The organism is Arthrobacter sp. Y3223164 (genome assembly GCF_059091005.1).
In genome coordinates, this window is the sequence record NZ_JBNHGF010000027.1 from 1 (window position 1) to 15,454 (window position 15,454).

General features: G+C 65.9%; 15 protein-coding genes. 7 read left to right on the top strand and 8 right to left on the bottom strand.

Annotation, left to right across the window (positions count from 1 at the left end):
- The first annotated feature begins 132 nt into the window (after positions 1-132).
- Positions 133-252: a helix-turn-helix domain-containing protein gene (locus tag AC5RUJ_RS03230; RefSeq protein ID WP_494155599.1), complete on the top strand. Its 120-nt coding sequence runs from the start codon at positions 133-135 to the stop codon at positions 250-252.
- A gap of 3 nt (positions 253-255) precedes the next feature.
- On the opposite strand, the gene AC5RUJ_RS03235 is transcribed toward AC5RUJ_RS03230, so the two are convergent.
- Positions 256-1,443, bottom strand: coding sequence for a CaiB/BaiF CoA transferase family protein (locus tag AC5RUJ_RS03235; protein ID WP_494128579.1), 1,188 nt, complete (start codon positions 1,441-1,443; stop codon positions 256-258).
- Between the two features lie 230 nt (positions 1,444-1,673).
- Between AC5RUJ_RS03235 and speB the strand changes: the two genes are divergently transcribed.
- Entirely contained in the window at positions 1,674-2,654 is a 981-nt protein-coding gene (gene speB / locus AC5RUJ_RS03240; protein WP_494076691.1) for an agmatinase, read from the top strand.
- Between the two features lie 42 nt (positions 2,655-2,696).
- Here the strand turns inward: speB and AC5RUJ_RS03245 are convergent, their stop codons facing one another.
- The gene (locus AC5RUJ_RS03245) at positions 2,697-3,290 is read right to left on the bottom strand and encodes a helix-turn-helix domain-containing protein (RefSeq protein WP_494128578.1); all 594 of its coding nucleotides are present in this window, start codon (positions 3,288-3,290) and stop codon (positions 2,697-2,699) included.
- A gap of 175 nt (positions 3,291-3,465) precedes the next feature.
- Between AC5RUJ_RS03245 and idi the strand changes: the two genes are divergently transcribed.
- Positions 3,466-3,996, top strand: coding sequence for an isopentenyl-diphosphate Delta-isomerase (gene idi / locus AC5RUJ_RS03250; RefSeq protein ID WP_494001605.1), 531 nt, complete (start codon positions 3,466-3,468; stop codon positions 3,994-3,996).
- Between the two features lie 60 nt (positions 3,997-4,056).
- Here idi and AC5RUJ_RS03255 read toward each other — a convergent pair whose 3' ends face one another.
- The 5 genes from AC5RUJ_RS03255 to AC5RUJ_RS03275 all read right to left on the bottom strand — a co-directional run bounded on the left by AC5RUJ_RS03255 (position 4,057) and on the right by AC5RUJ_RS03275 (position 8,708).
- Positions 4,057-6,423 (bottom strand): putative bifunctional diguanylate cyclase/phosphodiesterase, encoded by a 2,367-nt coding sequence (locus AC5RUJ_RS03255; protein ID WP_494014501.1) that lies wholly within the window; start codon positions 6,421-6,423, stop codon positions 4,057-4,059.
- A gap of 259 nt (positions 6,424-6,682) precedes the next feature.
- Complete coding sequence (locus tag AC5RUJ_RS03260) at positions 6,683-7,222, bottom strand: hypothetical protein (protein WP_494001603.1); 540 nt, start codon at positions 7,220-7,222, stop codon at positions 6,683-6,685.
- A gap of 50 nt (positions 7,223-7,272) precedes the next feature.
- On the bottom strand, positions 7,273-7,761 hold the full coding sequence (locus AC5RUJ_RS03265; RefSeq protein WP_494001602.1) for a pyridoxamine 5'-phosphate oxidase family protein: 489 nt from the start codon (positions 7,759-7,761) through the stop codon (positions 7,273-7,275).
- 162 nt (positions 7,762-7,923) lie between these two features.
- A complete protein-coding gene (locus AC5RUJ_RS03270) occupies positions 7,924-8,409 on the bottom strand; it encodes an SRPBCC family protein (RefSeq protein WP_494001601.1) in 486 nt (161 codons plus the stop codon).
- Complete coding sequence (locus AC5RUJ_RS03275; protein ID WP_494001879.1) at positions 8,406-8,708, bottom strand: ArsR/SmtB family transcription factor; 303 nt, start codon at positions 8,706-8,708, stop codon at positions 8,406-8,408. The genes AC5RUJ_RS03270 and AC5RUJ_RS03275 overlap by 4 nt, the downstream gene beginning before the upstream one ends.
- A gap of 245 nt (positions 8,709-8,953) precedes the next feature.
- On the opposite strand from AC5RUJ_RS03275, the gene AC5RUJ_RS03280 reads away from it, so the two are divergent.
- The 4 genes from AC5RUJ_RS03280 (at position 8,954) to AC5RUJ_RS03295 (ending at position 14,266) form a co-directional block, all read left to right on the top strand.
- Positions 8,954-9,808: a LysR family transcriptional regulator gene (locus AC5RUJ_RS03280; protein ID WP_494128577.1), complete on the top strand. Its 855-nt coding sequence runs from the start codon at positions 8,954-8,956 to the stop codon at positions 9,806-9,808.
- Between the two features lie 363 nt (positions 9,809-10,171).
- Entirely contained in the window at positions 10,172-11,434 is a 1,263-nt protein-coding gene (locus tag AC5RUJ_RS03285; protein ID WP_494128576.1) for an MFS transporter, read from the top strand.
- Between the two features lie 100 nt (positions 11,435-11,534).
- A complete protein-coding gene (locus AC5RUJ_RS03290) occupies positions 11,535-12,830 on the top strand; it encodes a M20 family metallo-hydrolase (RefSeq protein WP_494128575.1) in 1,296 nt (431 codons plus the stop codon).
- Positions 12,827-14,266, top strand: a complete 1,440-nt coding sequence (locus tag AC5RUJ_RS03295; RefSeq protein ID WP_494128574.1) for an amidase — start codon at positions 12,827-12,829, stop codon at positions 14,264-14,266. Before AC5RUJ_RS03290 ends, AC5RUJ_RS03295 begins: the two co-directional genes overlap by 4 nt.
- Positions 14,267-14,295: 29 nt before the next feature.
- On the opposite strand, the gene AC5RUJ_RS03300 is transcribed toward AC5RUJ_RS03295, so the two are convergent.
- A partial coding sequence (locus tag AC5RUJ_RS03300; RefSeq protein ID WP_494155600.1) for an ABC-F family ATP-binding cassette domain-containing protein occupies positions 14,296-15,454 on the bottom strand: 1,159 nt, incomplete at its 5' end.

The following is a 15,454-nucleotide window of genomic DNA, read 5'->3' on the forward strand; positions in this document are numbered from 1 at the left end:
GTACGCGTTCACCACGGCCTGCGCGAGTTCCGGCTCCTCCTGCAGGAAGGACTCGGTGGCGTTCAGGAAGCCGTAGGTGTTGAAGTCCAGGTTCCGGGGGGCCACTGGGAAGACACGGCCCGCCAACTGGGCGTGCACCGGAATTCGCTGCGCCACCGAATGGCGGTGGCCGAACGTCTGCTCGGCGTCAGCCTCGACGATCCGGACGTCGCCGCGCACCTGTGGCTGGCCCTCCGCCGGCGCGGCCTCTGACGTTCAGTCCAGGCTGCGCAGCCACTCCAGCACCGATGTGGTGTGTTCGCCGAGCGCGGGCGGGGCGGCCGTGCGTGTCTCGAACGCCGGGCTCCAAGAGATCGGGTGGCGGACCTGGCGGCCGGCTGGCTCCCCGCCGGCATCGCGGACTTCGATGGTGGGGGCCAGCCCCAGTGATTCGGCATACCGGAGGCCCTCGTCGATGTCCGCCACCGGGCCGGCTGGAACGCCGACGCCGGTGAGTTTGCCCTGCCACACCGATGCGGAGGCGGCGGACAGGGCCTCCTCCAGCAGCGGGATGAGCTCCCGGCGGTGCTGCACCCGGGCGCTGTTGGTGGCGAAACGCTCGTCGTCCGCGAGCTGCGGCTCTCCCAGGACAGCGGCCAGCTGCCGGAACTGTCCGTCGTTGCCACAGGCGACGGCCAGTGGACCATCGGAGCATTCCAGCAGCTGATAGGGAACGATGGAAGGGTGCTCGTTGCCCATCCGCCGGGGGACCTTGCCTGCTCCCAGGTAGGCCTGGGCCTGGTTGGCCAGGGCGCCCTGCAGGCTGGACAGCAGGTTGACCTCGAGTCGGCTGCCCCGGCCGGTGGCAGCGCGGGCGTTGAGCGCGGCGAGGATCCCGATAGTGGCGTCCTTCGCGGTCAGCACGTCCACCAGGGCGACACCCGCCTTGTAGGGTGAGCCCTCCGCCTCGCCGGTGATGCTCATCAGGCCGCCGACCGCCTGCACGATGAAGTCATAGCCGGGCAGGGACGCACCTTCGGCTGAACCGAAACCGGAGATCGAGGCGTAGACCAGGCCCGGATTCCCGGCCGCGAGGTCCGAATACCCGAGGCCGAGCCTGTCCATCCCGCCCGGTTTGAAATTCTCCACGACGACGTCGGCCGCCAGCGCCAGCTTCCGGGCCAACCGCCGGTCGCCGGGATCCGCCAGGTCCAGGCAGATCGATTCCTTGTTGCGGTTCACGCTCTCGAAGTAGGTGGCCCCGGTCGGGGAATACGGCGGACCCCAGCTGCGGGTGTCATCCCCCGTGCCCGGGCGCTCCACCTTGATGACCCGTGCACCCAGGTCGGCCAGCGTCATGGTGGCAAGCGGACCGGCGAGCACCCGGGAGAAGTCGGCCACCAGCAGGCCTTCCAAGGGTCTTTTGACTGAGGCCGGGGCAGCGGCAGTGGGGGAGTCAGGCACGATCCGTCCTTCCGAACAAGCATGAAGTGGCGTTGAGTCTACGGCAGAGTGTTCGGCGTGGGACTGGTTGTCTTGGCCAGACGTTGGTTGTTTCGTCCAATGGGCGGTGGCTGCCGGCCCTACCTCCGGTATGGAGTCTTGACGGCCCTGCAGGCGGTAGGGATAGTGTTGCATGACCTAGGTCACGTATTGCAATACTCCCGAACCCGCGCCAAAAATAAGGAAGACCGTTGCCCCCATTGCCAGTGCACACCACATCCCGCAACGAACAGGGCGAACCCGTCGTCGAGCAGGTCGACTTCGCGGCCGTCCCTCGGTTCTCGTCGGCGCCTACGTTCGCCGGGCTTCCCCGCCTGGACCAAGTCAGCGACTATCAGGTAGGTCTCGTCGGCATTCCCTTCGACTCCGGGGTGACCTTTAGGCCGGGGGCCCGCTTCGGACCGGAGGCGATCCGCAGCGCAAGCCGCCTGATTCGTCCCTACCACGTCGAACTCGGCTCCCATCCGTTCAGGCAGCATCAGGTCGCGGATCTAGGCAACATCCCGGTTACTCCGTTCAATATTGAGGCTGCCGTGGAGGCCATGATTCGAGGCCTCGACGAGGCATCGGAGCGGAGCCAGCGCCTGGTCGTGCTCGGGGGCGATCACACGATCGCCTACCCGGCGCTGAAGTCACTGCACCGCCTTCACGGCCAGGTGGCGGTGGTTCACTTCGACGCCCACCTCGACACCTGGGGCCCCTATTTCGGCGCCAATCTCCACCATGGAGCACCATTCCGCCGGGCGTTCGAAGAAGGCCTGATCGACCCGGAGGGATGCCTCCATGTTGGTGTTCGCGGATCGGTTTACGGGCCGGAAGACCAGGACAACGATGATGCGACGGGCTTTCAACGCATTCGTGCCAGCGAGTTCATCGGCACCGGACTTGACGGCATCGTCGAACAGATCAGGCATCGGGTGGGAACGCGTCCGCTCTACGTCTCCGTTGACATCGATGTGCTCGATCCGGCGTTTGCCCCCGGCACCGGGACACCCGAACCTGGCGGCCTAGCCAGCCGGGAGCTCCTGCACCTGTTGCGGGGCCTTGCGGGCCTGAACCTTGTAGGGGCCGACATCGTGGAGGTGGCCCCCGCATACGACCATGCCGACATCACCTCGATGGCCGCCGCTCAGATTGCCTACGAGTACTTGAGCATCTGGGCCAAGCCCTGAAGCCGCTGCCCCACCGGCCCCGGGTGTAGGGCCGACGGCACGTCACACCGACGCATGCGGAGTCAGGACCCACAGGACCCGCGCTTGCCGGGTTTTCGAGGGGTTCCGCCAGAGATGGGGGAGTGAGGCACGAAAGGTGAGCGCATCACCCTCTTGGAGCTCCAGCTGCTGCCCTTCGACGGTGATGTGCAGTTCGCCTTGCAGAACAGTGACGAACTCCCGATCGACGGGGAGCCGGTACGGTTCGGGGTCGCTTCCGCCGCCGGGTTGAATGACCGTTTCGATGACCTGCACGCCTCCCTGGCCCGGCGGCGTCAGGATCGAATCTGCGACTTTGTGGCCGAGGAAGCGCGCGGGTTCGCGGGCATCCGCCCTGACCAGGTGAACGGCCGGCGGCTCGAAGAGGGCCGAGAGCGGAAGATTCAGCGCATCACATATGGAGGCCAGTGACGCGACGGAGGCCGATGTTTTTCCCAGTTCCACCTGGGAAATGAAGCCCTTGGTCAACCCGGTGTGGTTCGCGGTCTCCAGGATGGTGAGCCCGCGGTCCTCCCGCGCCCGCCGCAGCCGCTCGCCGATGAGTTTGACCTGTTTCGTCGCCGGCCTTTCATCGGTTCGCGCCGCGTCGTCCTTCATGCTCTTATCTTGCCCTACCGCTCGGTGATACGGTCCACTGCCCTCGCGCATGTGCCGATGTCCCCGCCAATGCTGCCGGTGGTCCCCCACCTGCCGCCCATACAATGGCTGGTATGAACAACACTGACCGCCGGGAGCTCTCCCGGCAACGGCAGCTGCCCGGGTCCGGGCCGACATGACGGCGGAAACAACCGAGCAGGTAGTGCTGCTGGACGAGAACCTGAAGCCCGCCGGCGTTGCCGACAAGGCCGAGATCCACACGGGCGAGACACCGCTGCATCTCGCCTTTTCCTGCCATATTTCCGACGCCGAGGGCCGCGTGCTGGTGACCAGGCGCGCGCTGAACAAGCTGACCTGGCCGGGCGTCTGGACCAACTCCGCGTGCGGCCATCCGGCCCCGGGGGAGGAGATGGCCGACGCCGTGCGGCGAAGGGTGCGCTACGAGCTGGGGCTCGGGCTGGAAGACCTGAAGCTGGTGCTGCCGGACTTCCGCTACCGCGCGGTCGACGCGTCCGGCATTGTGGAGAACGAGTTCTGCCCCGTCTACACGGCGCTGGCCGCCGGCGAACTGTCGCCGCGCGATGACGAGGTGGCCGAATACCGTTGGGTGCGGCCCTCCGACCTGCGGACCGCCGCGACCGCAGCGCCGTGGGCCTTCAGCCCGTGGATCGTGCTTCAGCTGCAGGCCCTGGAACGACTGGCCTAGCGTCCGCAGGGATTGGCGCGGGCACCGCGGCGTCAGCCGGATGCCGGACGGCCCGCGCCTTTAGGTAGCAGGCGAATGTTCGGCCGTCCGTCCGGCCATGGCCGGACGCGAATCGCGGCGGGACGGCGCCGGCAGCGCCGCCGTCCCGGAGGTGACCAGCCGGGAGATGAGTTCGTCCGGCCACATGGGCCGGCCGAAGTAAAAGCCCTGCGCATTCAAACCCGGGCAGCCGGCCAGCCACTCCACGGCCTCGGCGGTCTCGATGCCCTCGATCACCACGTCCGCCTTCAGCGCGGTGAACATGGCGATCAAATGGCTGACCACGATGTTGCGGGCGGTTTCGTCGTCGTTCGGTGCGCTTCCGTCGTCACCGCTGACCAGCGAGCGGTCCACCTTGACAATGTCGAAGGGGAACTCGGTCAGCGCGTTCATGGATGAGTAGCCGGAGCCGAAGTCGTCCACGGCGATCCTGAACCCCTCGCTGCGCAACTGTACGAGGGCTGCCCGGGACTGCTCGGACATCTTGTCCAACGAGTTTTCGGTCAGCTCCACGATGATGTTCAGCTCCGGCCCTTCGGCGCGCATCCGCCGCAGCCGGTCCACGACGGGGGATCCGGTGGCGAGCTGGCCCAGCTCCACGTTGACGGAGACGGAGCGGACGCTGGTGATTTCGCTGATGCGGGCCATCGCCGCCGCCGCACCATCGATCACCTGGATGGTCAGCTCGTTGAGCAGGCCCAGCCGGTTCGCCTCAGTGACCAGCCGGTCCGCCGGGATGTTGCCCAGTTCGTCGTCTTCATAGCGGGCCAGGGCCTCGAATCCGACGATCGCATCCAGGTCCAGCGAAACGATGGGCTGCAGCGCCACACGCAACAGGCGCCGGCGGATGCCGCGTTCAACCGCGACAGCCAGACAGGCTTCGGCCTCCGAGCCGTCGCGCTGTGCGTCGCGCAGCCGCTGCTGCAGCCGCTTGGAGCCGTACATGCCGGAATCGGCGTTGCGCAGCAGCTCCTCGATATTGGGTGCCGGGCGATCCGAGTACGCCACGCCGGTGCTGGCCCGCACCCGCAGTGTGTTGCCGCGGGCGGTGAGCGGGCGTGCGATCGCGGCGGCGATCCGTTCGGCGGCGGCGCGGGCGCCGGTTTCGCTGGTGACGTCGCGGAGCACCACGACGAATTCGTCGCCGCCGATGCGCGCGGCCACGTCGTCCTCTCGGATTTCCGAGCGTATCCGCTGCGCGGTGGCGGTGAGCAGCAGGTCGCCGACGTCGTGGCCGTGCCTGTCGTTGACGGCCTTGAACTCGTCCAGATCCAGATAGACGACGGCGATGGCCTCGCCGGGGCGGCGGCCGGCGTTGATCTCGGCCAGCCGCTGCCAGAGGGCGCGCCGGTTGCCCAGCCCGGTCAGGGCATCGGTGTCCGCCTGCAGCCGCAGTTCGTGCACCAGCTCATCGTGCCGGACCATGATGCTGCCGACGTGTGCCAGCGCGTCGAGCACCTGCTCGTCTTCCTCGGTGAACTGTGCGCCGCCGTTCCGCGACGCCACCAGGTAGTTGTCGCCGTGGTCCCAGCGACGCATCCGGACACCGATTTCCCTATCTTGCGGCGCTTCTGGACGCAAGGACACGCGGTCGGCGCGCACCGAGGCGCTGGCGGCGGCGAGGAGGGTCCGGTCGAGCCCGTCCGGATTCCACGGCAGCTCGAGCGAGGCGTCGACCAGGCCGGTGAGGCGGCGGCGCAGCTCGCGGTTGCGCAGCCAGCCGGTGACCGCCAGCGCCAGCACGGACGCGAAGACCAGGAGCAGCGACTGGACGCCGTCGTGGCCGAACCGGAGGGCGGCGTACTGGGCGGCCAGGCACAGGAGCAGATTGATGGCCAGCGTGCACAGGGCCGGCGCCCAACCGATGCCGTTGCGGAAGGTGCCGCTGCGCGTGGCCGTGGTGGCGAAGGCACGCTCGACGGCAATCGCCGTCATGAAGAAGGCCAGCCAGCCGGCCAGCAGTGCGGCCGGCCACGCAAAACCGCCCGCGTGGAAGGCTTGGAACACCGCAACCAGCACGGCGGAGGCGAGCAGCCGGCTGATAAACCAGTACACCTCTCCCCAGCGGAAGCGCCGGAAAACCACGCGGGTGGCCAGGAGCCCGACTCCCACCACCGCCACCGTTTCGTGCAGCGGGGCGGTGAGGTCGTTGCAGACGATCACGGCAGCGGTCATCGCGGCGGTGGTTTGGCGGCGCATGAGCGGCGTATCCACGCGCAGGTGCCAGGCCAGCACCAGCATCAGCACGGAGAGGACGGCCACGAGGTCGAAGCGTGGCGGAGCGACGATCGAAGCCGCGACGACCTGGCCCAACACCAGCAGCCCGGCAGACGAAATGCCGGCGATGGCAGCCCACGCGAAGGCGGCCGCCGCCTTGGTGGCCGTCATGATGCTGCCGGCATGCCCGTTCCCCACTTCTGCCGTCCCGCGTTAACGTTTCAACCATCGTAACCGTGCAGCAGGCCCAGCCCGTGCAGGCAGCGGCGGACGCTCCGAAACAGGGAGGGGCCACGGGAAACCGGCGCCCGACGCGCGCCTTCGTGACCGGCACCAGCCGCGGAAAGACGGACAGCAGGCGGCCCGCCCGAACGCGGCACCTGTCCGGCTCGCTCCGGACATTGCACACCGCGTGGGCGGGCCTTCGCCTTTAGTGCTTGAGCAGCCCCTCCAAGAAGGTGGCGGGCCGCTGCATTTCGCCGTGCTTGGCACCGAGCACGATGACCGTGCCGGCGAAGGCTGGGATGGTCCACTGCAGCAGCTTGAGTTGCTTCTGCGCGGACTTAAGCTCCGGTGACGCCATCGGTGAAGGCTCGGTGGCGCCCTCTGCACCCTGTTCGGCCATCTTCTCCACCTTCTTGCCCAGCATTCCGGCGTAGAGGGTGACGGCCGCGCCGGCCAAGGTGACGACGGTCTTGATGACGGTATTCCGCGTCACCCCTTCCTGCTTGACCATCCTGCCCTTGTTGCCCGCCAGCAGCGGCAGGCCGGAGGCAAGGTGCGATACGAAGGCCACGGTCTGGACCGGCGCCCACTTCATCCAGCCGATGCTGGACAAACGGGTGCGCTCGCGCGGATCCTGGGCGGCGGCGGCCGCCCCGTTAAGCCCGATGGCGCCCATCAGGGAACCGCCGAACCAAGCGGCGGCAGTAAGGTCGTGCACAGAACGGGCCAAAAGATTTCCGGACATTGCTGACTCCTTAAGTGCGTGCTGTGGTGCCGATCGGCAGATGCCTCCGGCTAGAGGTTGACGACGTCGTTCTTGCCGACGTCGTCTGCTTGCTTCCCGGTGACCATTCCCTTGGCCAGCTTGAACAGCGTGGCCACCTTGGGGGAATCCGGCTTCCAATATTCGGCGGTGTGGGCCTCGACCCGGAGCAAGGCCACCGTGGGGTCGTCCTTGCCGTTCTCAAACCACGGTTCCATCATGGGGCCCCAGAGTTCGTCGATCTTCGCCTGGTCCCGGACGATGGAGGCGGTGCCCGAGATGGACAGGTAGCCGTCCGACCCGCTGACCGACACATTCACGTGCGGATTGGCGCGGATTTCGTTGGCCTTGGGCGAGGGATCGTGCGTCACAAACCACAGGTCGCCGTCGAACTCCGCTTCCTGTAGTGCCAGGGGCCGACTAAACAGCTGGCCGCTGGCATTGACCGTGGTGAGGACGCCGATGTCAGCGTCCTTCAGGATCTTGGCTACTTCCTTGCGTCCTTCATCATCGTTCGCCATGAAACCACCTTCCGACTAGGGTGCAGGGAATCCTCAGCATACTTTCTAATTCCGAGGAGGCCAATGGTGGTGGCGGGCGGGAACGGTTGAACAGGGAAGTGCGCGCGGCATGAGGCCGGAGCCTGGTCGGCTTCGGCTTCATGCCGCGGCAGTGCCGCCTCTTTACGCGGTGCGGGCGCCGGCGAGCAGTTCGTCCAGCCGCTCGTAGCCTTCGCTCATGCCGCTTTCCATGCCGGACTGGGCCATGCCGTCGCGCGCCTCCAGCGTGGGGTAGACGGAATGTCCGATCAGTTTGCAGCGTCCGTTGCCGAGGTCCTCGAAGGTCATGAACTCGATGCTCACGACGTCCGGGTAGCCGCCGAACTCGAAGGTCTGGATGGCGAACTCGTTCTCGCGGACCGTGTGGAATATGCCGGTAAAGGCGTACTGTTGGCCGTCGGGTCCGGTGTGTAGGTAGCGGTAGCTGCCGCCGGTGCGGAAGTCGTAGTGGTCGACGTCCATCTTCATGCCCCGCGGGCCCAGCCACTGCTTGAGCAGGTCGGGATCTTTGTGTGCGCGGAAAACGTCGGCGACGGGGTAGTCGAACTCGCGTTCGGTATCGATGAACGGAAGGCCCTCCGGGAGGGTGACTTTGAGTGAGTTGCTCATGGTTTGTCCTTGGATAGTTGGCCGAGCACGGCGTCCAGTCCGCGGTACTGCGCCTCCCGAACCAGCCGGTACTGGTCGATCCACGCGGTAAGCGCTTCGAGCCGTGCAGCGTTGAGGTGAACGGGCCGGCGTTGGGCATCCCTGCTGCGGGTGACCAACTGTGCCTGCTCGAGGACCTGGATGTGCTTCGAAACCGCCTGCTTGGAGATTTCGAAAGGCTCGGCCAGCTCGTTGACAGTTGCCGGTCCGCGGCTGAGCCGGGCGATGATGCGGCGGCGGGCCGGATCCGCCAGGGCCATGAACGCCCTGTCCAGGAGTGCCTCGTCGCTACTACCAGTCACGTTATTCAACTCTTCCTTTGATCAACCTTTCGGTTGAACAAAAACTTACTCCGCTGGCAACGGCAGGTCAAGGGGTTGTGGCACGATTCGGCCTGGTCGGGAATGTCAGGGGAGGGCGGTCTGGGGTCTGACAGGATGAAGCATGGCCAAGCCTCACCCTTACCCAACTGCGCTACTTTGCGACGGTCGCCGAGACCGAGAACATGACGGCCGCCGCACAACGGCTGAACCTGACGCAGTCGGCGCTGTCCAATGCGATTTCCCAGCTTGAGCAGGACCTGGACGTACAGCTCTTCATTCGGTTGTCGCAGAGGGGGCTGAAACTGAGTCCTGCCGGACGACAATTCGCCAAAGACCTGAACGCCTTCCTCGAGCACGCAGATTCCCTGTACGAGTCGGCGCGGGGCCTGTCGCAAAATCTCACCGGCGAGCTGAAGGTAGGGGTCTTCGGACCGCTGGCGCCCTTCCGGGCACCAGTCATCCTCCAGGCCTTTGAAGCGGAATACCCGGACGTGCACGTTTCGTTCCTGGAGGGCGATCAGGAGTTTCTGCGGCGGGCCTTGCTCGAGGGGCATTGTGAACTGGCGCTGATGTACAGCATTGGGTTGGGCGGCGGTTTCACCACCCAGACGGTGGAGCACATTCCGGCGCACGTGTTGGTTCAGGAAGGGCACCCTCTCGCTGCAAGTCCTGACCACGAGGTGGCGCTGAGGGATTTGGAAGAGGAACCGATGATCCTGCTGGACCTGCCGCATACCCGTGAGTACTTCATGCAGTTGTTCCAGCTGGCAGGTTTAAAGCCCAATATTCGTCACCGGGCAACCGGCTATGAGACTGTCCGCTCCTTCGTTGCCCGTGGCCATGGTTACGCTGTGCTGAATCAGCGGCTCCACCACAACCTGACTTACGCGGGCGGGGGCGTCGTTCCGCTACGGCTTGTGGATCAACTGCCGGCCATCGAGGTGGTGCTGGTGCGACCCGAGGGTGTGACGCCCACCCGGCGGGCCCTCGCGTTCGAAGCAGTGTGCCGCGCGCTGTACAGCGCGGACAAAACCTAGGCATCCCGCTGGCTGCGCCTGGCCGGACTTCGGATTCATTATTTCGATTACAAACGCAGAAATTATCTGTTGGACAGATGTGACGTGGCCCACTGAGACTGGACATCATCTAACAGGTTGATCCACCCCTGGCCGAACCTGCAAAGACGCGGGATCGTACGAGGATCAGCCGCAACCTTCAGGAGGACTTGCGATGGACTACAGTCGGTCAAGATCCACGTCGTGTTCCGCGTTACACGCGGAGTCGGGTAAGGGCCGCAGTTCCTCCCGCCTCTGGCGGCAGTCATGACGGTGAATGGAGCCCGGACTACATCGGGATCCGCAGACGCCACAGCCTTCTCACAGTCGAACAAAACCACCGGGATGCAGAAGCGCGTCCTTGCAGGTGGCAGTGTTGGGCAGTTTATTGAGTTCTACGACTTTTCCCTCTACGGTCTCTCGGCAGTGACGCTCTCCCAGCTGTTTTTCCCCGGCGAGAACCCACTTATCGGGCTGTTGGCCACCTTTGCCACGTTCGGTGTCGCCTTCATCGCCCGGCCGATCGGAGGTCTGTTCTTCGGACAGCTGGGCGACCGGATCGGCCGACGCCGCGTCCTCTACATCACGCTGGTGACCATCGGCGGTGCCACGGCCGCCATCGGCCTGTTGCCGCCTTATGCCGCCATCGGAGCTCTCGCACCTGCACTGCTGGTACTGTGCCGGCTGCTGCAGGGGTTCTCGGCAGGCGGAGAATCCGTCGGTGCCCCGGCCTTCGTTTTCGAACATGCGCCCGTGAACCGTCGCGGTTTTTGGCTCAACATCACCCTTGCCGCCACCGCGCTGCCGTCCGTCGTGGCCGGCGCGATGATCCTGATCCTCAACCAAAGCCTTTCCGATGAGGCCTTCTTCTCATGGGGCTGGCGCGTACCGTTCCTGCTGGCGTTGCCGCTGTCCCTGTTCGGTGTGTGGATCCGCTCCAAAACCGAGGAGAGCGCGGCTTTCAAGCAGGTCGCTGAAAAACATAAGAAAAAGGAGTACAGCCCGGTTCGCGAGGCCTTCCGCGAGAATAAGGTCCGGATGCTCCAGGTCGTCTTCGTCATGGGCTTGACCGCCATGGGTTTCTACTTCCTGTCCGGTTACTTCGTCGGCTACGTGCAGACGACCGGCAACCTGACCCTGCAGGCGTCCCTGGTGGCGAACGCATCGGCGATGCTGTTTTACGCTTTGCTGCTCCCGGTCGGCGGAATCATCGGTGACAAGGTCGGCCGCAAGCCGATGCTGATTGCAGGGTCGGCCGCGATCGCATTGCTGGCCTTCCCCTGTTTCATGCTGGTGACCAGCGGCTCGCTGGGCCTGGCAATTCTGGGACAGCTGCTCTTCGTCGTTCCGCTATGCATCTACGGCGGCGGCTGCTACACGTTCTTCGTGGAAATCTTCACGACGAAGACCCGCTTCACCTCGGCCGCCGTCAGCTACAACCTTGGATACGCGTTGTTCGGCGGAACCGCACCCTTCATCGGCACCGCGCTGGTGAACGGCACCGGTATCTCTTACTCGCCGGCCTACTGGCTGTGCGGCGCGGCGATCATTGTGTTCCTGCTGCTCACGCTGACCAAGGTTCCGGAGACCCGCGGACGCCTCGGCTGATAACGGGAGCCGGGGGGACCGATACTCCTTCCGGCTCCCGCAGGTTCCGCCCTCCCGGTTCCCACCGGCAGCTCACGTATTAGGTATTAGGAGTTTTGTTATGTCCGCTGAAGCTTTCCTCAAGGACTTTCACCACGTTGCCACCATAGGGGCCACAGCGAACCACGGTGTGCATCGGCAAGCCGCTACCGAGGAAGACCGGCAGGCCCGGGACTGGTTCACCGCTTTTGCAGCCGAGCACGGCTGGGGCGTGCGCGTGGACGGCATCGGCAACATGTTCGCCTTGATCGAATTTCGGCCCGCTGCGAAATTCGTCATGATCGGCTCCCACTTGGACAGCCAGCCGCTGGGTGGTCGCTTCGACGGGGCGTACGGCGTGCTGGCCGGGTTGCACGCTGCTGCCCGGATCGAGGTGCACGTCAACGCGACAGGCAACGTTCCGCCGTTCAATCTGGCGGTGGTGAACTGGTTCAACGAGGAAGGCGGCCGCTTTGCACCCTCCATCATGGGTAGCTCCGTCTTCGCGGGAATCATGGATCGTGAGCAGATGCTCGGCGTGAGGGACCTCCAGGGAGTCTCCGTGCGGGAAGCCCTGGCGTCGATCGGCTATCTCGGAACGGAGGAGGGGCCCGAAGCAGTGAGCTACGCGAAGATCCACATCGAGCAGGGCCGCATCCTGGAGCGCGAGGGCCTGACCATAGGCGCCGTGGACTCGAGCTGGTACACCCAGAAGCTGGATATTGAGGTCCTCGGCGAGCAGTCCCATACCGGCGCTACCGCCATGGCAGACCGGCACGATGCGCTGGTTGCCGCCTCGAAGATTGTCCTCATGGTGCACGACGTCACGCGCAACTTTGAGGAGGAGACGCTCGTGTCCTCCGTGGGGCAGCTGACGCTGGAACCGAATTCGCCGATCGTCGTGGCCCGCCGGGTGCACCTCGTAGCTGATTTGCGCTCCAACAGCCCCGAGATTGTGCGCTCCGCACGGGACAGCCTGCTGGCAGACATCGCCCGGCTTGCCGAGGAACACGACATCCGGATCAACGTGAAGGACTTCGATGTCCGGGCCAACCAGTACTACCCCGAATCCGGTGTCGTGTTGACTGAGAAGACGGCCGAGAAGCTGGGACTTGGGGTCCGCCGTATGCAGACGATGGCAGGGCACGACTCGGTAGCGATGAACCGGATCGTGCCATCGGTCATGGTGTTCATTCCGTCAGTGGACGGCGTCAGTCACTGCGAACGCGAATTTACCAAGGATGCGGACATGCTGGCGGGCCTGGATGCCCTGACCCAGATCGCGTTGGAACTGGTTTATGGTGCGCTGTCGTCGGAAGACTCGGTGTCGGGAGAGTTTGGCCTCGGGGACAAGTCCACTGCAGGAGCCAGGTCATGACCGAGCTGCATTACCTCAGTGCAGTGGACGCGCTGCGGCTGTTCCGCGCTCGGGAGCTTTCCCCTGTCGAACTGATGGAAGCGGTCATAGAACGCATTACCGAGATCAACGGGACCGTCAATGCGCTGACCGAGACGATGTTTGAGGAGGCCCTCGCTGAGTCGCGGGAGGCCGAGCTGCTGTACCAGCGCGGCGAGTTCGACGGCGGACCCCGAGGCCTGGATTCGGCGCCGCCGTTACTGGGATTGCCGGTGGCCGCCAAAGAGAAGCATGCCATCGCCGGCCGAAGCTTCTCGCAGGGGCTGTTGGCGTGCGCCGGCGAGACCGCAGCGGCCGATCACCCGATCATTGGGCGGATCAAAGCCGCCGGAGGAATCCTCCACGCCCGCACCACCTCGCCCGAATTCAGCTGCGCCACGGTGACACACAGCCCGATGTGGGGAATCACCCGGAACCCGTGGAACCCGGAGTACTCGCCGGGCGGATCCTCCGGCGGGGCCGGGGCAGCGCTGGCATCCGGGATGACGGCATTGGCGACGGCCTCGGACATCGCGGGTTCCACCCGGTTACCCGCATCCTTTACCGGAACCGTCGGTTACAAAGCGCCGTACGGCAGGATCCCGGGCATGCCGCCTCTGTCCAATGACTGGTACCGCGGCGACGGCCCGATGGGCCGCACGGTCGCCGACACCGCGCTGTTGACCAATGTGATGGCCGGACCGCACCCCATGGACCACACCTCGGTGGGGCCGTCCGCTCCTTTGCCCTTGGAATTTGCGCCGGTCCACCACATGCGGATTGCGCTGTGCATCCGGCTCGGGGACTACCCGGTCACAGGGGAGATCGAGGCCAACACCCGGGCCGTGGCCGCGGCTCTGGAGGCAGCGGGTGCCGTCGTCGAGGAGATCGAACTTCCTTGGTCTCATCGGGAGATCAGCGATGTTATCTTCACCCACTTCGGGCACATTCTCGGCCCCGCTATGGAGGCAGCCACCGCAGGCGGCACCGAGCAGTGGGCCGCCTATACGCGGCGCTTCATGGCCGACGCGCGTGAGGCGTCGACGCGCCACACACTCCTGGAAGGACTGCAAGCCGAGTCACGTATCCAGGGGCAGTTGGCCCAGGCCATGGACGGATTCGACGCCCTGATCTGTCCCGCCTCAGCAGTTCCTGCGCTCAAAGCCGACGCCGAGTACCTCGACGGGATCGACGTCGATGGGCAACATCTCGAGCACTACTGGGAAGCGCACATGACTGCGCCGTTTAACATCAACAACCGTTGCCCCGTCCTGGCCGTGCCGAGCGGACTCTCCGAGACCGGGATACCGACAGGCGTGCAAATCGTTGGTAACCCCTACGACGACCTCACCGTCTTCCGCATCGGTGCTGCCGTGGAACAGTTGCGCCCCTGGTCCGGGATGCGGCCGGCACTCTAACCCCGTCCTGAACCGGAGGTCCGAGGGACTCAGCGGACGGTGACCCGGCCGGCGTCGACGTCCCAGCGGGTGTCCAGCCGGACGTTTTCCAGCAGCCGGCGGTCATGCGAGACCAGCAGCAGCGTGCCCTCGTAGCTGTCCAGCGCCTGCTCCAGCTGTTCGATGGCGGGCAGGTCCAAGTGGTTGGTGGGTTCGTCGAGGACCAGCAGGTTCACGCCGCGGGCCTGCAGCAGGGCGAGGGCGGCCCGGGTGCGCTCGCCGGGGGAGAGGGCGCCGACGGCACTGGACACCTGGTCGGCCTTGAGGCCGAACTTTGCCAGCAGCGTGCGGACCTCGGCCTGGCTGTAGTCCGGGACCAGTGCTTCGAAGGCGGCACCGAGCGGCCGGTCCTCCGAGAGCTGGCCGCGCGCCTGGTCGATCTCGCCGATGGCGACGCTGGCACCCAGCCCGGCGGCGCCGTCGTCGGGCTGCTGATGTCCCAGCAGGAGGCGCAGCAGCGTGGACTTGCCCGCGCCGTTGGGGCCGGTGATGCCGATGCGCTCGCCGGCGTTGACCTGGAGCGAGACAGGGCCGAGCGTGAAGGCGTCGCGGCGGACGGTGGCCTGGTTCAAGGTGGCGACCACCGAGCTGGAGCGCGGGGCGGCGCCGATGCTGAACTGCAGCTGCCACTCCTTGCGGGGCTCCTCCACTTCGTCCAGGCGGGCGATGCGGGACTCCATCTGCCGCACCTTCTGCGCCTGCTTTTCGGAGGACTCCGTGCTGGCCTTGCGGCGGATCTTGTCGTTGTCCGGATTCTTCTTCATGGCGTTCCGGACGCCCTGGGAGCTCCACTCGCGCTGGGTCCGCGCCCGGGACACGAGGTCCGCCTTCTTCTCCGCGAACTCGTCGTAGGCGTCGCGCGCGTGGCGGCGCGCCACGGCCCGCTCCTCCAGGAAGGCATCGTAGCCGCCGTCGTACACCGCCACCTTGTTCTGGGCCAGGTCCAGCTCCACCACGGTGGTCACGCAGCGGGCCAAGAACTCGCGGTCGTGGGAGACGAGCACCGCGCCGCCGCGCAGGCCCTGCACGAACGACTCCAGCCGGGCCAGTCCGGCCAGGTCCAGATCGTTGGTGGGCTCGTCCAGCAGGACCACGTCGAACCGGCTCAGCAGCAGGGCTGCCAAGGCGGCGCGCGCGGCCTGGCCGCCG